The following is a 23,505-nucleotide window of genomic DNA, read 5'->3' as shown; positions in this document are numbered from 1 at the left end:
CCCCATGTCTAACACGGGTCTGCCCGCCGCGCGGCAAAATCTTTGCCGCCCCGCGTCCACGACGCCGCAATCTGCGGCGAATCGGTCAGTCAGCCAACGGGGCGAACGGCAGGCCCCGAGCGGTGAGCTCGGCCTCCCCACCGTCGGCCGCGGTGAGCACCCACAGACCGTCCCGCGTCGCGGTCACGGTGTGTTCCCAGTGCGCGGCGCGGGAGCCGTCCGGTGTCACCACGGTCCAGTCGTCGTCCAGGGTGACGCCCTCGGTCGCCCCCAGCGTCACCATGGGCTCGATCGCCAGCGCCATGCCGGCGACGATCTTGGGGCCGCGGCCGGGGCGTCCGGTGTTGGGCACGTCAGGCGGCTGGTGCATCGCCGAGCCGATCCCGTGGCCCGTGTAGTCCTCCAGGATTCCGTACTGCGGACCACCCGCCTCGACGCTGGCCGCGACGGCGGCGCCGATGTCGCCGATCCGGCGGCCCAGCAGCGCCTCGGCGATGCCGGCCCACAGGGCCTCGCGCGTGACGTCCGACAGGGCGGCGTCCGCCTCCGCCAACTCGCCCACCCCGAAGGTGAGCGCGGCGTCGACGTGCCACCCCTCGATGGCGGCCCCGAAGTCCACGGACACCAGGTCACCCTCGGCGAGCGCGCGCTCGCCCGGGATGCCGTGCACGATCTCCTCGTTCACCGAGATGCAGGTGACCCCCGGGTAGGGCGGGTGGCCCCAAGCCGCGCCGTAGTTGAGGAAGGAGGACTCTGCGCCGTGGGCGGCGATGATCTCGCGGGCGAGGGCGTCCAACTCGCCGGTGGTGACCCCGGGGGCCGCTGCGGCGGACAGACGCGCGTGCACCTCCGCCACCACGATCCCGGCCCGCCGCATGAGGCGAAGCTGGTCGGGCGTCTTCGTCTCGATCCCGCGCCGCCCGATCACGGCATCAGGTGCGCGTCGAGGCTGTCGGAGATGCGGTCACGGACCTCCTCGATCGTCCCCACGGCGTCCACCTCCACGAGCAGCCCGCGCTCGCGGTAGACGCCGATCACGTCGGCCGTCTCCGCCCGGTAGACCTCGATGCGGTGACGGATGGCGTCCGCGTTGTCGTCCGGACGCCCCTCCACCTGGGCCCGGTGCATCATGCGCGCGACGAGGGCGTCCGGATCGGCCTCGAGGGCGATCACGGCGTCCAGCTTCGTCTTCGTCTCCTCCAGCACGATGTCGAGCGCCTCGACCTGGCCGAGCGTGCGGGGGTAGCCGTCGAGCAGCCAACCCCGCCAGCAGTCGGGCTCGCACAGACGCTGCATGACGAGCGAGGAGGTGATCACGTCGGGCACGAAGTCACCGCGCTCGATGATCTCCACCACGCGCTCCCCCAGCGGGGTGCGGCGCTTGATGTTGTCGCGGAAGATGTCGCCACTCGAGACGGCGGGGATCTGGTGGCGGACGGCGATGCTCGCTGCCTGCGTGCCCTTGCCCGCCCCCGGCGGCCCCGTGATCAACAGCCTCATCGCAGGAACCCTTCATAGTTGCGTTGCTGGAGCTGGCTCTGGATCTGCTGCACCGTGTTGAGACCCACGCCCACGACGATCAGGATCGACGTGCCGCCGAACGGGAACTGGCCCGCCGTGCCGAGCAGGATGAAGGCGATCGCCGGAATCATGGCGATGACCGCGAGGTACAGCGCCCCGGGGGCGGTGAGGCGGCTGAGCACGTGCGCCAGGTAGCGCTCAGTGGGCTTGCCGGCCCGGATGCCGGGGATGAACCCGCCGTACTTCTTCATGTTGTCCGCCACCTCCTCGGGGTTGAAGGTGATCGAGACGTAGAAGTAGGCGAACGCGATGATGAGCACGAACTCGAGCAGGTTGTACCACAGGCTCTGACCGGGCATGAGGTTGGACCCCACCCATTGCGAGACGGGGTTGTCGGGGAAGAACCGGCTCATCATCATCGGCAGGTACAGCATCGATGAGGCGAAGATGACCGGGATGACGCCCGCCTGGTTCACCTTGAGCGGGATGTAGGTGGTGCTGCCCCCGACGAGGCGGCGTCCGACCATGCGCTTGGCGTACTGGACGGGGATGCGCCGCTGCGCCTGCTCCACGAACAACACACCGAGCATCACCACGAAGCCCACCGCGAGCACGACCAGGAACGCCATCCAGCCCGCGGAGTTGGGCAGCGTCACGCCCATGAACTCGGTGGTGCCGCGGCTGAGCGCGATGCCCCAGGTCTGCGCCGGGAAGGCGGCGGCGATCTGGGTGAAGATCATGATCGACATGCCGTTGCCGACGCCGCGCTCGGTGATGAGCTCGCCCAGCCACATGACGATGCCGGTGCCGGCCGTCATGGTGAGGATCATCACGATGATGGGGAACAGCGTCGCGTCGTAGACCACCGGCAGCGCGCAGCCCTGGAAGAGCTGGCCCGTGACGGCCATCGTCACGAAGGCCGTCGACTGCATGACAGCGAGCACGATGGTCAGGTACCGGGTGTACTGCGTGATCTTCTGCTGGCCGGCGCCGCCCTCCTTCTTGAGGGCCTCCAGCCGCGGGATCACCACCGTCAACAGCTGCAGAATGATGGACGCCGTGATGTACGGCATGATGCCGAGCGCAAAGATCGCCAACTGGAGCAGCGCGCCGCCGGAGAAGAGGTTGATCATCGAGTAGATGCCGGCCGCATCGCCGGTGGTGGCCTGGATGCGGCAGGTGTCGATGTTCTGGAGGTTCACGTTCGGCGCCGGGATGACCGATCCGACGCGGAAGACCGTGAGAATACCGATCGTGAACAGGATCTTCCGACGCAGGTCGGGAGTCCTGAACGCGTTGGTGAAGGCGGAGAGCATCCGGTTCCTCTTCGTGAGCACCTCATTGGGCACCTCGCCCAACCTCGCAGACTCTACCAATCATCGGTGACGCGCCCCACATCGGCTCCGTCAGCGGAGCCAGCCCCTCTCCGCACGCCGGCTCAGGTGGCCGGGTGGAGGAGCTCCGGGCCGTCGGCGCGCACCTGGTTGACCGCCGTCCCCACGCGGACGACGCTCACGTCGGCACCCTCGTCGACGGCGAGGAGGCCGAGCGCTGCGGCGGGGTCGTCCTGCCGCGGGTCGAGCCACGCGTCCCAGTCGTCGGGCCGCACGACCATCGGCATCCGGTCGTGCAGGGTGCCGAGTGCGTCGGTCGCCTGCGTGGTGATGATGGAGCACGTCGTGAGCCAAGGGGCGTCCGCACCGAGCGTGCGGTCGCGCCAGAAGGCGTAGATGCCAGCCATCACCATCGGGCCGCCGTCGGCCGGCCGGACGAACCAGGGCAGCTTGGCCGGGCGGCCGCGTCCGGACGCCGGCGGCACCGTCTCCCACTCATAGAAGCCGTCGGCGGGGATCAGGCAGCGGCGCTGGGCGAACGACGGCGCGAACGCGGGCTTCGTCGCCACCGTCTCGCTGCGCGCGTTGATCATGCGGGCACCGCCGCGGGCATCCTTCGCCCACGACGGCACGAGGCCCCACCGCGGCGTCACGAGCTTGCGCAGCACCGCGCCGTCGGCGTCCAGGCGCTCCACCACGGCGGGCACCGGGTCGGTGGGCGCGGCGTTCCAGGTGGGTGCGACGAGGTCGACCACCTCGTCGATCGCGAAGGTGGCCACGATGTCCTCCGTGCTCGCCGACGCCGCGAACCGTCCGCACATGTCTGCCTCCCGGGCGCAGCCTACTGCGCGGCCGTGGCTCCCCCACCCGGCGCACCCGAGGCCTGGGCGGCGAGCAGCTCCCGCCGGGCCTCGCGGCGCTGCTGCTGCCGGTCGGGGTCGGGTACGGGCGCTGCCATGAAGAGCCGCTGGGTGTAGGGGTGCTCCGGGTGCAGCGTCACCTGCGCACCCGGGCCCGACTCCACGATCTCGCCGCGGTACAACACGGCCACGCGGTGGCTGACGTGGCGCACGACCGCCAGGTCGTGGGTCACGAACAGGTAGGCGACGCCGGTGGCCTCCTGGATCTCGATGAAGAGGTCGAGCACCCGCGCCTGCGTGGAGAGGTCGAGCGCCGAGACGGCCTCGTCGCACACGATGAGCTTCGGGTCGAGCGCCAGCGCCCGCGCGATCGCGATCCGCTGCCGCTGGCCACCGGAGAATTCCTTCGGCAGGCGGTTCGCGGCGTCGGCCGGCAGGTGCACCCGGTCCAGCAACCCACGGACGCGGTCGCGTGCCGCCTTGCCCTCCACGCCGTTGGCGGTGAGCGGCTCGGCGAGGATCTGCTCGATGGTCATGGACGGGTTCAGCGAGCTGTACGGATCCTGGAACACCACCTGCAGGTCGCGCGCCAGCGGACGCCGCGCGCGCCGGCTCAGGTGCGAGATGTCTCGTCCGTCGAACGCGATGCTGCCCGCACTCACCGGGGCGAGGCCGAGCACGGCCCGGCCGAGGGTGGTCTTGCCGGAGCCCGACTCCCCCACCAGGCCCACCGTCTCACCGGGCAGGATGTCGAGCGACACCTTCTTGAGGGCGTGGAACGGCTTGGCGCCGCCCCGGGCCGGATAGATGACGTCCAGGTCGCGGACGTCCAACAGCGGCGTGGTCACGAGCGCGCTCCTTGGGTCAGTGGCGGACGCGGGGCGGAGTCCTCGAGCATGGCGTCCAGCAGCGACTGGGTGTAGGCGTGCTGGGGGTCGGCGAAGATGCCGCGGACGGGGCCGGTCTCGATGATCTTGCCCTCGCGCATCACCGACACGCGGTCGCACAGGTCGGCGACGACGCCGAAGTTGTGCGTGACCAACAACACGGCCATGTCGTAGTCCTGCTGCAGGTCCCGGGTCAGGTCGAGCACCTCGGCCTGGATCGTGACGTCGAGCGCGGTCGTCGGCTCGTCGGCGATGAGCAGGTCGGGGTCGGACGACACCGCCCCGGCGATCAGGACGCGCTGGGCCATGCCGCCGGAGATCTGGTGGGGATAGGCGTCGAACGTCCGCTGGGGGTCGGGGATGCCGACGCGTGCGAGCAACGCGAGCGCCTTCTTTGTCGCGGCCTTCTTGTCCATGCCCTGCGTCTTGCGCAACGGTTCGGTGAGCTGGCTGCCGATCGTGAACATCGGGTCGAGGTTCGACATCGGTTCCTGGGGGATGTAGGCCATCCGCGTGCCGCGCACCGTGGCGTAGGCGTCGGCGTCCGCGTTCGCCAGTTGCACCCCTTCGAAGACGACCGACCCGTCGACCACCCGGCCGCCGCTCGGCAACAGCCCGAGGATGGCGAACGACGTCTGCGACTTGCCCGAACCGGACTCACCGATCAGCCCGTGGACCTCGCCGCGCCGGATCGTGAGATCGACGCCGCGCACCACCTCGACGAGGCTGCCGTCGGGCTGGTCGTAGCCGACGTGGAGGTTGCTGACGTCCAGCAACACCTCACCGGTGCGCCGTGCCGAGTGGGCGTCCTCGCCGTGCACGAGCACCGGATCGCCCTGGCGCGACCGCTTCTCGGCCGCCTGCGCGCCCTTCTTGCGGCGGCGCAGGATCCCGCCGCTGCGCTCCAGCTCGTCGCGGAGCACGTTGGCGAACAGCGTGAGCGCGATGGAGGTGAGACCGATGGCCAGCGACGGCCAGAGCATCAGGATCGGCGCGCGGTACATCGCGGCGAAGCCGTCGGAGAGCATGCCGCCCCACGTGGGGACGCGGGTGTCGCCCAGGCCGAGGAACTCCAGCCCCGACTGGATGGCCACCGCGATGCCGAGGATCATGGCGGACTGGATGATGATGGGCGCCCGGACGACACCGAGGATGTGGCGGCTGATGATGCGCCCGTCGGAGAGCCCGGAGACGCGCGCGGCGTCCACGTAGAGCTCCTCGCGCACCGCGCTGACCGACGCGTAGACGAGTCGGTAGAACGACGGCGACATCAGGACGCCGAACACCAGCATGGCCAGCCACACCGACGGGCCGATGATGGTACGTGCGGCCAGCAGGATGATGATGCCCGGCATGGCCATGGTGAGCGCGGTGATCCAACCGAAGACCCCGTCGATCCAGCCCTTGTAGTAACCGGCCACCAGGCCGGCCAGGACGCCGATGACGAGCGCGACGACCAGGGCCAGCGTCGCGGCGAACAGCGAGATCTGCGTCGCCACCAGCAGGCGGCTGAGGACGTCGCGTCCCGACGGGTCGGTGCCCAGCGGGTGGTCCGCGGACGCGGGTGCGAGGATCAGCCGCGCGTCGGAGAGGTTCGGATCGTGCGGGGCGAGCAGCCCGCCGAAGAGCGCGAGGCCGAAGATCAGCAGGATGAACCCCAGGGACACGAGGCCGACGGGATTCTTCATCACGCGCCGCAACAGTCCCTGCGAACGCTTGGTCACCGGGATCGGCATCGTGGGTTTGGTGTCGCTCATGCCAGCCTCACCTTCGGGTTGAGGAACGCCTGCGCCAGGTCGATCGCGAGGTTGACGACCACCACGATGGCGGCCGTGGCGAGCACGAGGCCCATGACGATCGGGATGTCACCCTGGAGGGTGGCCGCGACCGACAACTGCCCCAGGCCCGGGAGCGCGAAGACCTGCTCGACGATCACGGCGCCGCCGAGCATGCCGACGAACTGCACGTTGAGGATCGCCAGGGCGGGGCCGATCGAGTTGCGCAGCACGTGCTTGAACACGACGCTGCGCGTGTCGAGACCGCGGCTGCGCAGGGTGCGGACGTAGTCGCGCTGGAGGGCGTCGATCACCGAGCCGCGGATCTGCTGCGTCGCGGCGGAGACCCCGCCGACGGCCAGCGCGGCGATCGGCAGCGTGACCGAACGCACCCATCCGCCGGGATCCTGGGCGAACGGCGTGAACCCCGTGGCCCGGAACCAGCCGAGTTGGAGGGCGAACACCAACACGAGCCCGACGGCGACGAGGAAGCCCGGAACCGCCATGCCCAGCACGGTGAGGAACTGGATCACCCGGTCGACCACCCCGCGCGCCAGCGCAGCCCACACACCGAGCGCCACCGCCAGGAGCGCCGAGATGATCGTCGCGCCGATCACGAGCGACAGCGTGACGGCCATGCGGCTCGCCACCCCGTCCAGCACGAGCTGCCCGGAGAACCAGGAGCGCCCGAGATTGCCGGTGACCGCGTTGCCGAGCCAGCTGACGTACTGCTCCAGAACCGGGCGGTCCAGCCCGAGCTCGGCGGCGCGCGCCGCCACCTGCTCGGCGGTCGCCGTCTGCCCGACGATGCGCCGGGCGATGTCGCCGCTGCCGGCGTACAACAGGATGAACGCCAACGTGGTGATCGCGAACAGCAACACCACCCCGGAGAGCACCCGTCTCACGATGAAACGCGCCATGGTGACCGCTCTCCCCCGGTCAGGCCGGGCGGATGTCGTACATGTTGGGCAAGGTGTTCGTCGGCAGCATCGTGACCTGCGTGTTGGGGTCGGACGCCACCACCCCGGTGATCCGGAAGAACGGCGCGAACCAGGCCTGGTCGACCAGGTAGGCGTTCAGCTCGCCCATGATCGCGTCGCGGCGAGCCTCGTCGGCCTGCAGGTACTCCTCCAGCCAGGCGTTGACCTGGTCGTCGGCGTAGTGGAACGGGTTGAACACCGCGTCCTCGCTCACCATGAACTGCGTGAGCTGCCAGTCGGGGTTCTGTTCCAGCGACATGTACGATGCCGCGAAGCGCGGTGCGAGCAGGTCGGCGATGAAGTTCTGGCCCGGGTCGACATAGGTGACCGTGATCCCGATGTCGCCGAGCGCTTGCTGGAGCAGGTTGAACGTCGTGGTGCCCAGCAGGGCCGAGCTCGGCATCTCGAGGCTGAAGCCGTTGGGGTAGCCGGCCTCGGCGAGCAGCGCACGGGCACCCTCCGGGTCGTACCCGTAGGTGGAGTCCAGCGCCTCGTCGTAGGCCGCGGAGGTGGGCGGGAAGACCTGCTCGGTGAGCGTGCCGTACCCCAACACGACCGCCTGGAGGAAGGCCTCGCGATCGACGGCCATGTTGATGGCCTTGCGCACCCGGACGTCACCCAGCGGCGGCGCCATGGTGCCGGCTCGGTCGAGCAGCAGCAGGCCGGAGAAGTCGAGTTCGTTCTCGTTCAGCGTCCACCCCGCCTGCTGGGCCTGGCCGAACATCTCCGCGGTCTGCAGCTTGGCGGCGTTGAGTTCGCCGGCCCGCAGGGCGTTCAGGGTGGCCGTCGGGTCGTTGAAGACGCGCAGGGTGATGGTGTCGTAGTGCTGCGCGTCGGGGTTCCAGTACCCCTCGCGCCGGTTGAAGACGTACGACGTGCCCGAGACCGAGGCGCCGGCGTCGAGGGTGTAGGGGCCCGAGCCGACGGGGTTGGTGTCAAGGTCCGCGTTCTCTGCCGCGTTGGGGCTCAGCACCAGGCCCGCCGTGCGGGTCAGGTAGTTGAGGAAGGCGGGGTCGGGCTGGGTCAGGTGCACGACCACCGTCGTCGCGTCCGGCGCCTCGACGGAGTCGACGTAGCGCATGTAGCCCTGGTCGGGGCCTCCACCGGTGCGGAACCGCTCCATGCTGGCCTGGACGGCCGCGGCGTCCAGCGTGGCGCCGTCGGAGAAGGTGACATCGTCGCGCAACGTGAGCGTGAGCGCGGTCTCGGTGTCGTCGTAGCTCCACTCGGTGGCCAGCCAGGGGTCGATCCCTCCCTCGGGCGTCGCGCACAGCAGGGTGTCGTAGGGCAACTGGTAGTACGGCAGCCGGTTGCCCCACTCGCCACGGGAGGGGTCGAACGTCATCGGGGCGCTCATGAGGCCGTAGGTCAGGGACGGCGCCGTCCCCTCACCCCCACTGCCCGTCGCGCCGCCGTTGCTGGTCTGGCCGCCGCCACAGCCGGCGACGCTGGCGCCGACGGCACCCACGGCGGCCGAACCCGCCACTAGCTTCAGGAAATCCCTGCGGATCATCTTCGGTCCCTTCCTCGCCCGCGCCCCCTCGGTGGGGCCTCCCGGTCGCTGACAATCTAGACCACTTCGCTCACGATGGCGGCCATTTCGAGTGACAAGTCAGTAACGAATATTTATCTGTTGGGAGTGCGGGGACCTCCCCGAGCCGCCTGCGGCGTCCAGATCACTGGGTGTCCTCGTGGTCACACTCCACTTCAGGCATCGAACTCCGCCACCGGTACCGGAGTTCGAGACGCAAGCGAGCATGTCGCGCCCCCTCGGCGGGGCCGAAACGCAGACACGGCGGGCATCCGGAGTGGATGCCCGCCGTGTGCGGTGTCGTTGCGACCCTGGGATCAGACCTCGGTGGCGGTGCCGCCGGCGGCCTCGATCTTGGACTTGGCCGAACCCGTGAAGGCGTGGGCCTGGACCTGCACGGCGACCTTGAGGTCGCCGGAGCCCAGCACCTTGACCAGGTGACCCTTGCGCACCGCGCCGATCTCGACGAGATCAGCCACGGTCACGGAGCCGCCGTCGGGGAACAGCTCGCCGAGCTTGCCCACGTTGACGACCTGGTACTCGACCCGGAACGGGTTCTGGAAGCCGCGGAGCTTCGGCAACCGCATGTGCAGCGGCATCTGCCCGCCCTCGAACGCCGGGGAGACGTTCTTGCGCGCGCCGGTGCCCTTGGTGCCACGGCCGGCGGTCTTGCCCTTGGACGCCTCGCCACGACCCACGCGGGTCTTGGCGGTCTTGGCCCCGGGGGCCGGACGCAGGTGGTGAACCTTCAGCGCCATGTCACTCAACCTCCTCGACGGAGACGAGGTGGATGACAGTGTTGACCATGCCGCGGTACTGCGGAAGGTCCTCCTTCTCCACGACGTCGCCGATCTTCTTCAGCCCGAGCGTGCGCAACGTCTCGGCCTGGTTCTTCTTCGCGCTGTTCGCGCTCTTGATCTGGGTCACCTTGAGCGTGGCCATCAGGCAGCACCCTCCTCGCGAGCCTTGAGCAGAGCGGCCGGGGCCACGTCCTCGACCGGGAGGCCACGACGACGCGCGACCTGCTCCGGCTCCTCGAGCTGCTGGAGCGCGCTCACCGTGGCGTGCACCACGTTGATCGCGTTCGCGCTGCCCAGGGACTTCGCGAGCACGTCGTGGATGCCGGCGCACTCGAGCACCGCGCGGGCCGAGCCGCCGGCGATCACGCCGGTACCCGGGGACGCCGGACGCAGCAGCACCACGCCGGCCGCCTTCTCCCCCTGGACGGGGTGCGGGATCGTGCCCAGGATGCGGGGGACGCGGAAGAAGTTCTTCTTCGCCTCCTCGACGCCCTTGGCGATCGCCGCGGGCACCTCCTTGGCCTTGCCGTAGCCGACGCCCACGGTGCCCTCACCGTCACCCACCACGACGAGCGCGGTGAAGCTGAAGCGACGGCCACCCTGCACGACCTTGGCCACGCGGTTGATCGCAACCACGCGCTCCAGGTACTGGCTCTTCTCCTCGCGGGCTGCGTTGTCGCGCCCACCCCGGCGATCGTCGCGGCCGCGACGCTCGCCACCGCCAGCGCGGCCACCGCGCTGGTTCGAGGCGTTCTCGTTCGCCATTTTGTTCCTTTCCGCTTCGATCAGAATCCGAGGCCGGCTTCGCGTGCGCCGTCAGCCAGCGCCGCAATCCGCCCGTGGTACTGGTTGCCGGCGCGGTCGAACACCACGTTCGCCACGCCCGCCTGCTTCGCCCGCTCGGCCACGAGCGCGCCGACCTGCTTGGCCTTGTCGCTCTTGTCGCCGGTGCTGGAACGAAGGTCGGCCTCCATCGTGGACGCCGACGCCAGGGTGACGCCCTGGGTGTCGTCGATCACCTGCGCCACGATGTGGCGCGCGCTGCGCGTCACCACGAGGCGCGGACGGTCGCCGCTGCCGAAGATCTTCTTCCGACCGCGGGCCTGACGGCGCAGCCGCGCCTTGGTCCGGGCGGCCATGCCCTTGTTCTGGGACAGGGAGATGCCCATGGTCACTTACCAGCCTTTCCGACCTTGCGACGGACGCGTTCGCCCGCGTACCGCACACCCTTGCCCTTGTACGGCTCGGGCTTGCGGATCTTGCGGATGTTGGCCGCGACCTCGCCGACGACCTGCTTGTCGATGCCCTGCACCGAGAACGCCGTCGGGCGCTCCACGGTGAAGGTGACACCCTCCGGCGCGTCGATGACGACCGGGTGGCTGAACCCCAGGTTGAACTCGAGTTGCTTGGGGCCCTTGGAGATCACGCGGTAACCGACGCCGACGATCTCGAGCTTCTTCTCGTAGCCCTCGGTCACGCCGATGACCATGTTGTTGACCAGCGTGCGGGTCAGGCCGTGCAGGGCACGGTTCTCGCGCTCGTCGTTCGGGCGGGTCACCTCGATCTCACCGGCGTCGTTCTTGCCGACGCTGATGGGCTCGGCCACCGTCAGGCTCAGGGAGCCCTTGGGGCCCTTCACCGCGACGTCCTGGCCCTGGAGGGTCACCTCGACACCGCTGGGGATGGCGATGGGGAGCTTGCCGATTCGGGACATGTTCTCAGCTCCTCTCGCTCACCAGACGTAGGCGAGGACTTCCCCGCCCACGCTCTTGGAGTTGGCTTCCTTGTCGGTCAGCAGGCCCTGGCTCGTCGAGATGATCGCGATGCCGAGGCCACCGAGGACCTTGGGCAGCGCGTTGCTCTTGGCGTACACCCGGAGGCCGGGCTTGCTGATGCGGCGCAGGCCCGCGATGGAACGCTCGCGGTTCTGGCCGTACTTGAGGGTGACGCGAAGGGTCTTCGCGACCTCACCCTCGGCCGGCTCGAGCACCTCGAAGCCGGTGATGTAGCCCTGCTGCTGCAGGATCTCGGCGATACCCACCTTGATCTTGCTGTGCGGCATGGACGTGGAGTCGTGGTACGCCTGATTGGCGTTCCGCAGACGCGTCAGCATGTCTGCGATCGGATCGGTCATGGTCATGGGCGGTTGCCCTTTCTCGAGGGGTTTCCCGCCGGGTACACCCGGCCGGGACCTTCCCGTTGGTTGTGAGTGCGCCGCGAGCGGCGCACCCCGGGCCGCCAGGCCCGGGGTCCGGCGCGTCAGCGCCGGGGCTTTCAGTTGAGTCGCACGAGCGGAGCGAGTTCCTCCCCGCGGTAACGAGCGGAGCGAGTCGCGGTGATTACCAGGACGACTTCACGATGCCCGGCAGTTCGCCGCGGTGGGCGAGTTCGCGCAGGCAGATGCGGCACAGCCCGAACTTGCGGTAGACCGACTTCGGACGCCCGCAGCGGTTGCACCGGGTGTACGCGCGGACCGCGAACTTGGGCTTGCGGCTCTGCTTGACCTTGAGTCCAGTTTTCGCCATGGGTCAGTTCACCTCCTGTTGAGCTGCTTCTTGATCTGGCTCTTCGAGCCCGTGTAGGCGCGCCGGCGGGCGACGTTCCTGCGCGGGTCGTTCTCGGCAGCCTTGAACGGGAATCCGAGGGCGCGCAGCAGGGCCAGGCCCTCAGCGTCCGTCTCGGCCGACGTCACGAACGTGATGTCCATGCCGCGCACGCGATCGATCCGGTCCTGGTCGATCTCGTGGAACATGACCTGCTCGGTGAGGCCGAAGGTGTAGTTGCCCTTGCCGTCGAACTGGTGCGTCGACAGGCCGCGGAAGTCGCGGATGCGCGGCAGCGCCAGGCTGAGCAGACGGTCGGTGAACTCCCACATGCGGTCACCGCGCAGGGTGACGTGGCAGCCGATCGGCATGCCCTCGCGCAGCTTGAACTGCGCGATGGACTTGCGGGCCCTGGTGACCTGCGGCTTCTGGCCGGTGATGGCCGTGAGGTCGCGGATCGCGCCGTCGATGACCTTGGAGTCACGCGCGGCCTCGCCGACGCCCATGTTCACCACGACCTTGACCAGGCCGGGGATCTGCATGACGTTGGCGTAGTCGAACTCGGAGTTCAGGGCCTCGCGGATCTCCTCGCGGTACTTCTTCTTGAGGCGCGGGAGGTCCTTGACCGGGGCCTGGGTGGCGGTGTCGGTCATCTCAGATCTCCTTCCCGGTCTTGCGGGCGACGCGAACGCTCCGCTGGGTGGTGTACTCGGTGCCGTCGGGCCGGCGCTTCGTCACCTCGACGCGGTCGTAACCGACGCGCGTCGTCTTGGCGTTGCGGCCAGTGCCCTCGTACACGAGCTGGACGTTGCTGGCGTGGATGGGCGCCTCGGTCTCGACGATGCCCCCGCCCTGACGGGTGTTGGGGTTCGCCGCGGTGTGGCGCTTGATGATGTTCACGCCCTCGACGATGACCTTGTTCTCCTGCGGGAAGACCTTGATGATCTCCCCCACGGCGCCCTTCTGGTCACCGGCGATCACCTTGACGGTGTCACCCTTCTTCACGTGCAGCGAGTTCGTCATGTCAGATCACCTCCGGGGCGAGCGAGATGATGCGCATGAAGCGCTTGTCACGCAGCTCACGGCCGACCGGGCCGAAGATGCGCGTGCCGCGGGGCTCGCCGTCGTTCCGCAGAATGACCGCGGCGTTCTCGTCGAACTTGATGTAGGAGCCATCGGGACGACGGGTCTCCTTGGTGGTGCGGACGATGACGGCCTTGACGACCTCGCCCTTCTTCACGTTGCCGCCGGGGATGGCGTCCTTCACCGTGGCGACGATGCGGTCGCCCAGGCCGGCGTAGCGGCGCTTGGAGCCACCGAGCACGCGGATGCAGAGCAGTTCCTTCGCACCCGTGTTGTCGGCGACCCTCAGTCGCGATTCCTGCTGGATCATTTCACACCTCGCCGATGGGGCTGGTACGAGCTTCGCTCGTGCTGAACCATTTCTTCTTCTCCTCTGTTTCGCCGGTTCCCTCGCGGGCCTGGCGGAACGGGGCACCTGCCGCCCGTGGGCGGCGTGTTCCTGGTCGTTGCTGGTCGGGTTTCCAAGCCGGGGTCAGCTCGTCAGGAACGGTGCCGGTGCGAGACGCCGGGGGCCAGTGCCCCCGGGCGTCACTTGGCCTTCTCGACGATCTCGATCAGGCGCCACCGCTTGGTGGCCGACAGCGGCCGGGTCTCCATGATGCGCACGCGGTCGCCCGTCCCCGCCGAGTTCTCCTCGTCGTGGGCCTTCAGCTTCAGGGTGCGCGTCATGACCTTGCCGTACAGCGCGTGCTTGACGCGCTGCTCGATGGCCACCGTGATGGTCTTGTCCATCTTGTCGCTCACGACGAGGCCCTCACGGACCTTCCGCCGCGTGCTCCGCTCGACAGTTTCACTCATGTCTGTTCAGTTCCTCAGTTCGCGTCGGGATCGGGGACGATGCCGAGGTTGCGCTCCTGGATCACCGTGTAGACACGGGCGATGTCCTTGCGGACCTCGCGGAGGCGACCGTGGGACTCGAGCTGCCCGGTGGCGGACTGGAAGCGGAGCGTGAACAGCTCCTCCTTCAGCTCGCGCACCTTGGCGTCGAGGTCGGCGCGGCTCAGGCCACGCAGATCGGCGGCAGTGACAGCCTCGGCCATCAGATTTCACCTGCTTCCCGCTTGATGAAGCGCGCCTTGAACGGCAGCTTGTGGATGGCCAGACGCATGGCCTCGCGGGCCACGTCCTCCGAGACGCCGGAGAGCTCGAAGAGCACGCGGCCCGGCTTGATGTTGGCGACCCACCACTCGGGCGAGCCCTTGCCGGAGCCCATGCGGGACTCGGCGGGGTGCTTCGTCATGGGGCGGTCGGGGTAGACGTTGATCCACACCTTGCCGCCACGCTTGATGTGACGGGTCATGGCGATACGGGCGCTCTCGATCTGGCGGTTGGTGAGGTAGGACCCCTCCAGCGCCTGGATCCCGAACTCGCCGAAGGCCAGCTTGGTGCCGCCCTTCGCCATCCCGTCACGCTTCGGGTGGTGCTGCTTGCGGTGCTTGACGCGACGCGGAATCAGCATGGTCACGCTCCTTCGGTCTGCGCCGCCTCGGCCACGGGGGCCTCGGCAGCGGCTTCGGCGCGGCGGCGTCCGCCACGCTCGGGACGATCGCCGCGGGGGCCACGGTCGTCACGACGCGGGCCACCACGGCCCGGACGACGCTGGCCACCGCCGGCGTTGGCACGGGCGGCCTTCTGGGCGGCGCGCTCGGCGCGCGACCCGGAGACGTCGCCCTTGTAGATCCACACCTTGACGCCGATGCGACCGAACGTCGTGCGGGCCTCGAAGAAGCCGTAGTCGATGTCGGCGCGCAGCGTGTGCAGCGGCACGCGGCCCTCGCGGTAGAACTCCGAGCGGCTCATCTCGGCGCCGCCGAGACGACCGGAGCACTGGATCTTGATGCCCAGCGCGCCCGACCGCATCGCCGTCTGCTGCGCCTTGCGCATCGCACGGCGGAACGCCACACGGGCACCCAGCTGCTCGGCAATGCCCTGGGCGACGAGCTGCGCGTCGATCTCCGGGTTCTTGACCTCGAGGATGTTGAGCTGCACCTGCTTGTTGGTCAGCTTCTCCAGCGAGCCACGGATGCGCTCCGCCTCGGCGCCGTTGCGGCCGATGACGATGCCCGGACGCGCGGCGTGCAGGAAGATCGTGACGCGCTCGGAGCGACGCTCGATCTCGATGGAGCTGATACCGGCGCGCTCGAGGTTCTTGGTGAGGAAGTCACGGATCTTGACGTCCTCGTTCACGAGCTCGGCGTAGTTCTTGTCCGCGTACCAACGGGTGGTGTGATCGGTGGTGACGCCCAGGCGGAAGCCATGGGGGTTGATCTTCTGACCCATGCTCAGGCTCCCTTCTGGCCCTTGGGCTCGACAACGACAGTGATGTGGGACCCACGCTTCAGGATCCGGCTCGCGGAGCCCTTGGCCCGCGGGCGGATGCGGCGCAGCGTGACGCCCTCGTCCACGAACGCCGTGGAGATGAACAGGTCATCGACCCGCAGCCCCTCGGTGTTCTCGGCGTTGGCGGCCGCGGACGCGACCACCTTGGCGACCGGCTCGGCGGCGGCCTGCGGCTGGAACTGCAGGACGGCGAGAGCGTCGGTGACGCCCATGCCGCGGACGACGTCCACGACACGGCGCACCTTCGTCGGGGACATCCGCACGTGACGCGCGATGGCGTACGAGCCGGCACGGTCCCCGAGCAGCGCAGCGCGGCGGCTCGGCCGCGTGGTGTTGTTGCTCATTGAATCCATTCCTTCTCTACGGCGCTCAGCGGCGTCGCGACTTCTTGTCGTCCTTGACGTGACCGCGGTAGGTGCGCGTCGGGGCGAACTCGCCCAGCTTGTGCCCCACCATGGCCTCGGAGACGAACACCGGCACGTGCTTGCGACCGTCGTGCACCGCGATGGTGTGACCGATCATGTCGGGGCTGATCATCGAACGGCGCGACCAGGTCTTGATGACGTTCTTCTTGCCCGCATCGTTTTGCACATCGACCTTCTTGGCCAGGTGCTCGTCGATGAAGGGGCCCTTCTTGAGGCTGCGTGGCATCTCTTCCTACTCCCCGGTCAGCGCTTCTTGCCGGTCTTGCGACGGCGGACGATGAGCTTGTTGCTCGCCTTGTTCTTGTTGCGGGTGCGCCCCTCGGGCTTGCCCCACGGGCTCACCGGGTGACGGCCACCGGACGTGCGACCCTCGCCACCACCGTGCGGGTGGTCGATCGGGTTCATGACCACACCACGGACGGTCGGGCGGACGCCCTTCCAGCGGTTGCGGCCGGCCTTGCCCCAGTTGATGTTGCTCTGCTCGGCGTTGCCGACCTCGCCGACGGTCGCGCGGCAGCGAACGTCCACCATGCGCATCTCACCCGAGGGCAGCCGCAGCGTGGCGAAGCGGCCCTCGCGGGCCACCAGCTGGATGCCCGCACCCGCGGAGCGACCCATCTTGGCGCCGCCGCCGGGGCGGAGCTCGACGGCGTGCACCGTGGTGCCCACCGGGATGTTGCGCAGCGGCAGGTTGTTGCCCGGCTTGATGTCGGCACCCTCACCGGCCTCCACCGACGCACCCTGGCCGAGGCCGTGGGGGGCGATGATGTAGCGCTTCTCGCCGTCGGCGTAGTGCAGCAGGGCGATGCGCGCCGTGCGGTTCGGGTCGTACTCGATGTGAGCGACCTTGGCCGGGACGCCGTCCTTGTCGTAGCGCTTGAAGTCGATGATGCGGTAGGCCTGCTTGTGGCCGCCGCCGATGTGGCGGGTGGTGATACGACCCTGGTTGTTGCGACCGCCGGTCTTCTTGACCGGGACGGTCAGCGACTTCTCGGGGGTCGACCGCGTGATCTCTGCGAAATCCGACACCGACGAGCCACGACGGCCCGGGGTGGTCGGCTTGTACTTGCGGATAGCCATGCTCAATCGTCCTTGTCGTCGGGCCGGCTCACGCCTGGCCGAAGATGTCGATGCGGTCGCCCTCGGCCACCGTCACGATGGCGCGCTTGGTGTCGGGACGCCGCCCCGTGCCGTAGCGCGTCCGGCGGGTCTTGCCCTTCCGGTTGATCGTGTTGACGTTCGTGACCTTGACCCCGAACACCTTCTCGACGGCGATCTTGATCTCGGTCTTGTTGGCTCCGGGGTCGACGAGGAACGTGTACTTGTTCTCGTCGAGAAGCCCGTAGCTCTTCTCGCTCACGACCGGCGCGAGCAGGACGTCGCGGTGGTCCTTGATCTTCAGCGGGGTGCTCACTTCTCGGCCTCCTCGGCGTCCGTCTCGGTGGCAGCGGCCTCGGTGCGGCCGGCGCCGCGGGCCGCCACAAGGGCGTCCAGCGCCTGCACGCTGAAGACCACGTCGTCGGCCACGACCACGTCGTAGGCGTTCAGCTGGTCCCAGGTGAGCAGGTGGATGGTTGCCACGTTGCGCAGGCTGAGCCACGCCACGTCCTCGTCCCGGTGCAGCACGACCAGCAGGCGGCGGCCGGTCACGGCCTGAAGTGCCTGGAGCGCGGTGCGGGTCGAGGGCGTCTGCGTGCCGAAGCTGTCGACGACGTGGACGTGACCCTCACGGGCGCGGTCGGACAGGGCGCCACGCAGTGCGGCGGCCACCATCTTCTTGGGGGTGCGCTGCGCGTAGGAGCGCGGCTGCGGCCCGTGGACGATGCCGCCACCGGTCCACTGCGGGGCGCGGCGCGAACCCTGACGGGCGCGGCCGGTGCCCTTCTGGCGCCACGGCTTGGCGCCACCACCGCGGACGTCGCCGCGGGTCTTGGTGGCGTGCGTGCCCTGACGGGCGGCGGCCTGCTGGGCCACCACGACCTGGTGGATCAGCGGCACGTTGGTCTGCACGTCGAAGATCTCGGCGGGCAGGTCGGCACTCTTGCTGGTGCCGAGGACCTTCACGGTCTGGGCGCTCATGCTCATGCTCCCTTCTTGGACGCGGTGCGGACGACCACGAGGGCGCCCTTGGGTCCGGGGATCGAGCCCTTGACCAGCAGGAGGCCGCGCTCGGCGTCCACCGCGTGGATGGTGAGGTTCTGGACGGTCACCTTGTCGACGCCCATGCGGCCGGCCATGCGCATGCCGGGGAAGACGCGGGACGGCGTGGAGGACTGGCCGATGGAGCCCGGCGAACGGTGCTTGCGGTGCACACCGTGGCTGGCGCGCAGGCCGTGGAAGCCGTGACGCTTCATGACACCCGCGGTGCCCTTGCCCTTGCTGACGCCGGTGACGTCGACGACCTCGCCGGCGGCGAAGGCGTCCGCCCCGACCTCCTGGCCGAGGGTGTACTCGGACGCGTCGGCGGTGCGGAGCTCGACGAGGTGGCGGCGCGGGGTGACCCCGGCGGCCTCGAAGTGGCCGGTCTGCGGCCGATTCACGTTCTTCGGCTTGACGGCCCCGAAAGCGAGCTGGACGGCGTTGTAGCCGTCGGCCTCCGGCGTGCGGACCTGCGTGACCACGCAGGGGCCCGCCTGGATGACGGTGACGGGGACGAGCTTGTTGTCGGCGTCCCAGAGCTGGGTCATGCCGAGCTTGGAGCCCAGGATGCCCTTGACGGTGCGTTCGTTGTTCATGGCAGCGGACCTCACGGAAGCTTGATCTCGATGTCCACACCGGCCGGAAGGTCGAGTCGCATGAGCGAGTCGACCGTCTTCGGCGTGGGGTCGAGGATGTCGATGAGCCGCTTGTGGGTGCGCATCTCGAAATGCTCGCGGCTGTCCTTGTACTTGTGCGGCGACCGGATCACGCAGTACACGTTCTTCTCGGTCGGCAGGGGCACCGGGCCGGCGACCTGGGCGCCGGTACGGGTGACCGTGTCGACGATCTTCCTCGCCGACGTGTCGATGACCTCGTGGTCATAGGCCCGGAGTCGAATCCGGATCTTCTGTCCCGCCATGGAAATCCTTCGTGTTGTCGTGGCCGGGGTGCATCCGCCCCGCCCTCGGTGGGCCTCTCGGTTGAGAAACCCCTTGTCACTGCGACCCCCGCGGTCGGGCGTGTCGCGCCTCTTGGGCCGCGCAAACCTCACGTTCGATCGGTTTGGTAGGGCCCGGCGACAACCGCCCGGCTTGCTCGGGGTGGCTTCTCCTGCGGGTCCCGCCGCGGGCGCACCCACGACGGCCTTGCCGCAACCTGCGTCAAAGCAACCCGAACAGTGTGTCACGGACGCCCGGACCGGGCAAATCCTGCCCGTCCGGGTTGCACGCCCCCGGCGACGTGCGCCGGGGGCGTCCAGAGCGCTCAACAGGAACGCTGGAACGAGACCGGTTCGGACTGCTGCCCCTGGGCGTCGGTGACCGTGACGCGCACCGCACCCAGGTCGGGCTTCGAGCCGGACCACCAGGTGCGCCCTCCCCCGATGCGCGTCCAGTTCGAACCCCAGGCGATCGTGACCCGGGCGTCCGTGGCGAGCGCGGAGGCGTCCACCAGCACCGCGTCGCAGGCGGTCCATCGCACCCCGACGGCGCCCGCGAACGGCGTGGGAGTCGGCGTCGGGGTCGGCGTGGGGGTCGGGGTCGGCGCGGGCGTCGGCGTGGGGGTCGGGGTCGGCGTGGGCGTCGGCGTGGGAGTCGGCGTCGGGGTCGGCGTGGGCGTGGGCGTGGGAACCGGCACGGGGGCCACGGCCTGGGGCGCCGGCGTCGTCTTGCCGTGGTCCTTCGCGATGACCTGCGTGCGCTCCCAGGGGAAGTTCCGCATGACGAAGTACGTGGGCGTCGTTCCGAGCTGCTTCGACCAGGGGTCCGACCCCGTCCAGGGCCCGGCGTACTCCGCGTAGACCGACACGGCACCGGACTGGTCGGCCACCACGAACCCGTAGGTCTGGGCCGCCTCCGCGATCATGCGCCCGATGGGCGTGAGGTCGAGGGAGTCGAGGTCGACGCTCGGGTCGAGGCGGATGCGCTGCCCTTCACGGATGATGCCCCAGCCGCTGCCGTCGCTGCGATTCGCGGGCCAGGACACATCGGTCCAGTGCGCGACCTCCGGCAGGCCGATCGTCATGACGTGGTTGATGTGTCCGCGTCGCAGGTCGTCGAAGGTGATGACGCCGGACATCAGCGGCAGCCCGGTGGCCGAGGCCCCGAAACCGGCGGGGAAGACGCCGTCGTCGGACGAGGCGTCGTCGATGCGCCCGCCCCAACAGGCGGAGAAGCCCGTGGCCGTCCGCTCGAACACCCAGAACTCCCAGACCTTGTCGGCCTCGGGGTCGTAGATCGTCACGTGCTTGTCGGTGCCCGCGGAGGCGACGGCGTCCGCAGGCACGGGCACGTCGGCGAAATGGGCGGGGCCCTCGTAGAGCTCCCGGGGTGTCCAGCCCTTGCGCTGGCAGTCGTCGAAGGCGATGTCGTAGCGGGGCGTGTTCGCGTCCGCGAGGGACAGCGACGTGGAGTACTGGTGGGCGTTGAACGCCGCCACGCCGTCGTAGCGGCTGGTCACCTGGTGCGCCAGGTTCTGGGCCATCTCGGCCGAGCGGGGGTCCAGCGGCGCATCGGCCACGCTGGACGTCCAGAAGGACGTCGGCGACCAACGGATCGCCGTGTCCGCCGGGGCGGCCGCGGCCGGGGTGGGCACGACCAGGGCGAAGGAGGCGACCAGGCCGAGCAGCGCCGCGCAGGCGGGCAGGGGGGAACGTGTCGTCATGGGGGATCTTTCGGTGCGGTCCGAAGCTGAGAGAGCTCTCAGCGTGCTCTCAGCGTACGGGCCCTCCCATCGCAGGGCCAAGTAATTCCCCGTGACGTCCGGCAACGGGTGGGGGCGACGACGCGCCCCCGCCGCCCCACCACCGGACATCGCTGCGCCCGGTCTCGCCCGATGCCATCAGTCGGCGGGAAATGACGGGTGCGCCAGTGCTGCACGGCGGTCGACCGCGGCAACCGCGAGTGCGCGGTGGCCGCCCTCGGTCGCCCTTGTGGGGGACACTTTTCAGGCCGAATCCGCACCTGGCCTGTGGCAGACTCGAAAGGCAACACTTTCACCGTCCTGGGGATATTTATGAGCATGATCGAGCATGAAGAAGAGCGGTGGACGAACCGCACCGGTGCGTCTTTCGGATCCACCTCCAAAGCATCCGGGCCATCCGCTGCGCTGCGCCGCCACTGGCTGCCGGCGCTCGCCGCGACCGTTGCAGGCGCCCTCGTGGGCGCGCTGGTCGGGTGGGCGCTGCCCGTCACGTACACGGCCGAGTCCCGCGTCGGCGTGGGCATGGGTGACCTCAGCTCCGGTGCGATCGCGGGGTTCCCGCTGGCCGCCGAGGAGCTGGCGTCCAACTACGCCCGCTACGTCAACGACACGGGGGTGACCACCGGTTCCGTGCCCGAGGGGGTGGAGCTGGCGGCGTCCAACATTCCCGAGTCGAACGTGCTGCGGATCGAGGCCGAGTCGACCGACGAGCAGCTGGCCCTCAGCGTGGCCCGCGACACCGCCGACACCCTCATCACCACGGTGAACGACAGCGACGGGCAGCGCTCCGCCGAGGCCACCTACGAGCAGTACCGGCAGGCGCAGGACGACCTGCGGACCACGACGGCCGTCTTCAACACCTATGACGCCGAGGTGGCACGCCTGGAGGCCCTCGCCACACCCCGCGAACAACTCGAGGGTGTGCGCGCCGAGCTCAACTCGGCGATCACCAACCGCGAGATGGCCCAGGTGCGCGTCGATGGGCTGCGGGCGCTCTACGTGCGCCAGGTCTCGGAGGACTCCGAGGCGGCCGATCTCGTGCTGGTGCGCGCGGCCTCGGTCGTCAACTCCAGCCGAGCGGGCTCCGTCCAGCGGGGCGCCCTGGTGGGCCTCGTCCTGGGCGCTCTCGTCGGGCTCGGGCTGGCCACCGCTGCGGCCCGCCGCCGGTCCGCAGCGCCTGCGGTGACGTCCGACCCGATCGCCACCACCACGGACGACCCCGTGACACTTGAGAAGGACCGTGGCTGAGGCGGCGGTGGGCCGCGCACACTCCCCGGAACGCATCCCGCTGCACGTCTGGGTGATCCTGGCCGGACTCATCGCGTCGGTCTTCTCCGGCTACGGGAGCGAGATGGGGCTCCCCGTCAGCCCCGACCGGCCGCTGCTCCTGGTGGGTCTGCTGCTGCTCGCCCTCCATCGCGGGCGCGACCGGTTGCGTTGGAGTCCGGTCTATGCGGCGATGGCGTTCGTCGTCGTGGCGACGCTGTTCTCGTGGCTGGGCACCGGGTCGCTGGGCGACGACTACCAGTTGTTCGGCTTCATCGACCGCATCGTGATGCCGTTCGCGATGTTCGTGGCGGGCTGCCTCACGTTCACCACGCCTCTGCGCCGGCTCCTGGTGAGCCGGGTGGGGAGCGTCCTCGGGGTCTACCTCGTGGTGATGGGCCTGCAACAGTTGGTGGGGACGACCGCGTTGCTGTTCCCGCGCTACCTCGCCCGGTATGCGGACGCCGGCGAGCGCGTCGTCGGCCCGTTCGGCAACTCCGAGGCCTTCGGCATGGCGTGCGCCCTGACCCTCGCCCTGGGAATCCTCGGAGCGTTGCGCGACCGGGGCTGGTGGCGCGCGATGGCCTGGCTGGGCATCGTCGCCTCCAGCGTGGGCGTGGTCGTCTCCATGACCCGCTCGGTCTGGCTGGCCGCCCTGTTGGGACTCATCGTGTGGGCCGTGGTGGAGCCGCGCGTCCGCCGGCTCGCCCCGTGGGCGGTCGCCCTGGGGGTCGGCGCCCTGGTGCTGGTCACCTCCGTGCTCCCGGACTTGTTGGCGGCGTTGGTCGACCGGCTCACCACCACCCGGTCGCTCTACGACCGCGACTACGTCAACGAGGCGGCGCTGCGCGTCATCGCGGAGCACCCCTGGGGTGGCATCGGCTGGCTGCGGTTCGTCGAGGAAAACGTCCTGTGGGTCCGCCAGGCCGACGACTACCCCATCACCACGGTGACGATCGAGGTCCACAACGTCTTCTTGTCCCGCGCCGCCGAGACCGGCATTCCTGCGGCGATCGCGTGGGGGCTCGCGATGCTGCTGGGTCCGGTGCGCTCCGCCCTCGCGATCCCCGCCACCGCGGAGTCGCGCGCCTGGAAGGCCGTCGCCTGGTCGGCCCTGCTCGTGTGGATCTTCCCCACGATGCTCAGCCCCAATCCGTATGTATTCCCCAATTTGTTGATCTGGATGATCGGCGGTATCGCCGGACGCGGCATCCTGCTGGCGCGTGAGGTGCCCCGTGCACGCGAGATCGCCTCCGCGGGGTCCACCGAACGGGTGACAGGTTTGTCCCCAGCACGCTGTTAATCTTTTTCAATGGGGGGA

At 69.4% G+C, this 23,505-nt stretch carries 31 protein-coding genes and 1 pseudogene; 2 read left to right on the top strand and 30 right to left on the bottom strand.

The features are described from left to right. Positions 1–85: 85 nt before the first annotated feature. From map to PCC79_RS04670, 30 genes and pseudogenes are all read right to left on the bottom strand, one after another. Positions 86–928 (bottom strand): type I methionyl aminopeptidase, encoded by an 843-nt coding sequence (gene map, locus PCC79_RS04815; protein WP_342373155.1) that lies wholly within the window; start codon positions 926–928, stop codon positions 86–88. Beyond that, positions 925–1,500, bottom strand: coding sequence for an adenylate kinase (locus PCC79_RS04810; protein ID WP_232548972.1), 576 nt, complete (start codon positions 1,498–1,500; stop codon positions 925–927). Before PCC79_RS04810 ends, map begins: the two co-directional genes overlap by 4 nt. After that, positions 1,497–2,837, bottom strand: coding sequence for a preprotein translocase subunit SecY (secY, locus tag PCC79_RS04805; protein WP_342373591.1), 1,341 nt, complete (start codon positions 2,835–2,837; stop codon positions 1,497–1,499). Before secY ends, PCC79_RS04810 begins: the two co-directional genes overlap by 4 nt. A gap of 122 nt (positions 2,838–2,959) precedes the next feature. Continuing rightward, positions 2,960–3,676, bottom strand: coding sequence for an SOS response-associated peptidase (locus PCC79_RS04800; RefSeq protein WP_232548973.1), 717 nt, complete (start codon positions 3,674–3,676; stop codon positions 2,960–2,962). A gap of 20 nt (positions 3,677–3,696) precedes the next feature. Beyond that, a complete protein-coding gene (locus tag PCC79_RS04795) occupies positions 3,697–4,563 on the bottom strand; it encodes an ATP-binding cassette domain-containing protein (protein WP_232548974.1) in 867 nt (288 codons plus the stop codon). Then, positions 4,560–6,359 carry a dipeptide/oligopeptide/nickel ABC transporter permease/ATP-binding protein gene (locus tag PCC79_RS04790; protein WP_342373154.1) on the bottom strand — a complete coding sequence of 600 codons (1,800 nt, stop codon included), beginning with the start codon at positions 6,357–6,359 and terminating at the stop codon, positions 4,560–4,562. Before PCC79_RS04790 ends, PCC79_RS04795 begins: the two co-directional genes overlap by 4 nt. Then, on the bottom strand, positions 6,356–7,297 hold the full coding sequence (locus tag PCC79_RS04785) for an ABC transporter permease (RefSeq protein WP_342373152.1): 942 nt from the start codon (positions 7,295–7,297) through the stop codon (positions 6,356–6,358). The genes PCC79_RS04790 and PCC79_RS04785 overlap by 4 nt, the downstream gene beginning before the upstream one ends. Before the next feature lie 19 nt (positions 7,298–7,316). Continuing rightward, complete coding sequence (locus tag PCC79_RS04780; RefSeq protein WP_342373151.1) at positions 7,317–8,870, bottom strand: ABC transporter substrate-binding protein; 1,554 nt, start codon at positions 8,868–8,870, stop codon at positions 7,317–7,319. Positions 8,871–9,205: 335 nt separating this feature from the next. Continuing rightward, a complete protein-coding gene (gene rplO, locus PCC79_RS04775; protein WP_232548978.1) occupies positions 9,206–9,646 on the bottom strand; it encodes a 50S ribosomal protein L15 in 441 nt (146 codons plus the stop codon). A gap of 1 nt (position 9,647) precedes the next feature. Next, positions 9,648–9,830, bottom strand: a complete 183-nt coding sequence (gene rpmD / locus PCC79_RS04770) for a 50S ribosomal protein L30 (RefSeq protein WP_232548979.1) — start codon at positions 9,828–9,830, stop codon at positions 9,648–9,650. Continuing rightward, positions 9,830–10,453: a 30S ribosomal protein S5 gene (rpsE, locus tag PCC79_RS04765; RefSeq protein WP_342373150.1), complete on the bottom strand. Its 624-nt coding sequence runs from the start codon at positions 10,451–10,453 to the stop codon at positions 9,830–9,832. Before rpsE ends, rpmD begins: the two co-directional genes overlap by 1 nt. Before the next feature lie 20 nt (positions 10,454–10,473). Beyond that, positions 10,474–10,857 (bottom strand): 50S ribosomal protein L18, encoded by a 384-nt coding sequence (rplR, locus tag PCC79_RS04760; protein ID WP_232548981.1) that lies wholly within the window; start codon positions 10,855–10,857, stop codon positions 10,474–10,476. Between the two features lie 2 nt (positions 10,858–10,859). Beyond that, positions 10,860–11,402, bottom strand: a complete 543-nt coding sequence (gene rplF, locus PCC79_RS04755; protein ID WP_232548982.1) for a 50S ribosomal protein L6 — start codon at positions 11,400–11,402, stop codon at positions 10,860–10,862. A gap of 18 nt (positions 11,403–11,420) precedes the next feature. After that, entirely contained in the window at positions 11,421–11,828 is a 408-nt protein-coding gene (rpsH, locus tag PCC79_RS04750) for a 30S ribosomal protein S8 (RefSeq protein ID WP_232548983.1), read from the bottom strand. Between the two features lie 199 nt (positions 11,829–12,027). After that, on the bottom strand, positions 12,028–12,213 hold the full coding sequence (locus PCC79_RS04745) for a type Z 30S ribosomal protein S14 (protein ID WP_232548984.1): 186 nt from the start codon (positions 12,211–12,213) through the stop codon (positions 12,028–12,030). An 8-nt stretch (positions 12,214–12,221) separates the two neighbouring features. Further along, positions 12,222–12,884, bottom strand: coding sequence for a 50S ribosomal protein L5 (gene rplE, locus PCC79_RS04740; protein WP_342373149.1), 663 nt, complete (start codon positions 12,882–12,884; stop codon positions 12,222–12,224). 1 nt (position 12,885) lies between these two features. Next, positions 12,886–13,254, bottom strand: a complete 369-nt coding sequence (gene rplX / locus PCC79_RS04735; RefSeq protein WP_232548986.1) for a 50S ribosomal protein L24 — start codon at positions 13,252–13,254, stop codon at positions 12,886–12,888. Between the two features lies 1 nt (position 13,255). Continuing rightward, positions 13,256–13,624: a 50S ribosomal protein L14 gene (gene rplN, locus PCC79_RS04730; protein ID WP_232548987.1), complete on the bottom strand. Its 369-nt coding sequence runs from the start codon at positions 13,622–13,624 to the stop codon at positions 13,256–13,258. A 218-nt stretch (positions 13,625–13,842) separates the two neighbouring features. Next, positions 13,843–14,112 carry a 30S ribosomal protein S17 gene (rpsQ, locus tag PCC79_RS04725; RefSeq protein WP_232548988.1) on the bottom strand — a complete coding sequence of 90 codons (270 nt, stop codon included), beginning with the start codon at positions 14,110–14,112 and terminating at the stop codon, positions 13,843–13,845. Between the two features lie 14 nt (positions 14,113–14,126). Beyond that, entirely contained in the window at positions 14,127–14,354 is a 228-nt protein-coding gene (rpmC, locus tag PCC79_RS04720) for a 50S ribosomal protein L29 (RefSeq protein ID WP_232548989.1), read from the bottom strand. After that, the gene (rplP, locus tag PCC79_RS04715) at positions 14,354–14,773 is read right to left on the bottom strand and encodes a 50S ribosomal protein L16 (RefSeq protein ID WP_232548990.1); all 420 of its coding nucleotides are present in this window, start codon (positions 14,771–14,773) and stop codon (positions 14,354–14,356) included. The genes rpmC and rplP overlap by 1 nt, the downstream gene beginning before the upstream one ends. 2 nt (positions 14,774–14,775) lie before the next feature. Continuing rightward, entirely contained in the window at positions 14,776–15,594 is an 819-nt protein-coding gene (gene rpsC, locus PCC79_RS04710) for a 30S ribosomal protein S3 (protein ID WP_232548991.1), read from the bottom strand. Positions 15,595–15,596: 2 nt separating this feature from the next. Next, positions 15,597–15,998: a 50S ribosomal protein L22 gene (rplV, locus tag PCC79_RS04705; protein WP_232548992.1), complete on the bottom strand. Its 402-nt coding sequence runs from the start codon at positions 15,996–15,998 to the stop codon at positions 15,597–15,599. A 25-nt stretch (positions 15,999–16,023) separates the two neighbouring features. Then, on the bottom strand, positions 16,024–16,305 hold the full coding sequence (gene rpsS / locus PCC79_RS04700) for a 30S ribosomal protein S19 (RefSeq protein ID WP_232548993.1): 282 nt from the start codon (positions 16,303–16,305) through the stop codon (positions 16,024–16,026). 17 nt (positions 16,306–16,322) lie between these two features. Continuing rightward, complete coding sequence (gene rplB / locus PCC79_RS04695; RefSeq protein WP_232548994.1) at positions 16,323–17,159, bottom strand: 50S ribosomal protein L2; 837 nt, start codon at positions 17,157–17,159, stop codon at positions 16,323–16,325. A 28-nt stretch (positions 17,160–17,187) separates the two neighbouring features. Next, positions 17,188–17,493, bottom strand: coding sequence for a 50S ribosomal protein L23 (gene rplW / locus PCC79_RS04690; RefSeq protein ID WP_232548995.1), 306 nt, complete (start codon positions 17,491–17,493; stop codon positions 17,188–17,190). Positions 17,494–17,501: 8 nt separating this feature from the next. Next, a pseudogene (gene rplD / locus PCC79_RS04685) lies at positions 17,502–18,158 on the bottom strand (50S ribosomal protein L4); the annotation flags it as partial. Between the two features lie 2 nt (positions 18,159–18,160). After that, complete coding sequence (gene rplC / locus PCC79_RS04680) at positions 18,161–18,814, bottom strand: 50S ribosomal protein L3 (RefSeq protein ID WP_232548997.1); 654 nt, start codon at positions 18,812–18,814, stop codon at positions 18,161–18,163. Positions 18,815–18,825: 11 nt separating this feature from the next. Then, positions 18,826–19,137 (bottom strand): 30S ribosomal protein S10, encoded by a 312-nt coding sequence (gene rpsJ / locus PCC79_RS04675; RefSeq protein ID WP_232548998.1) that lies wholly within the window; start codon positions 19,135–19,137, stop codon positions 18,826–18,828. A 344-nt stretch (positions 19,138–19,481) separates the two neighbouring features. After that, positions 19,482–20,879, bottom strand: a complete 1,398-nt coding sequence (locus PCC79_RS04670) for a hypothetical protein (protein WP_342373147.1) — start codon at positions 20,877–20,879, stop codon at positions 19,482–19,484. 357 nt (positions 20,880–21,236) lie between these two features. On the opposite strand from PCC79_RS04670, the gene PCC79_RS04665 reads away from it, so the two are divergent. Continuing rightward, the gene (locus PCC79_RS04665) at positions 21,237–22,166 is read left to right on the top strand and encodes a hypothetical protein (RefSeq protein ID WP_232549000.1); all 930 of its coding nucleotides are present in this window, start codon (positions 21,237–21,239) and stop codon (positions 22,164–22,166) included. Then, the gene (locus tag PCC79_RS04660; RefSeq protein WP_342373146.1) at positions 22,159–23,487 is read left to right on the top strand and encodes an O-antigen ligase family protein; all 1,329 of its coding nucleotides are present in this window, start codon (positions 22,159–22,161) and stop codon (positions 23,485–23,487) included. Before PCC79_RS04665 ends, PCC79_RS04660 begins: the two co-directional genes overlap by 8 nt. Positions 23,488–23,505 lie beyond the last annotated feature (18 nt).

Source organism: Propioniciclava soli (genome assembly GCF_038502305.1).
Classification (GTDB): domain Bacteria; phylum Actinomycetota; class Actinomycetes; order Propionibacteriales; family Propionibacteriaceae; genus Propioniciclava; species Propioniciclava soli.
This window is presented reverse-complemented; position numbering and strand designations above follow the sequence as displayed.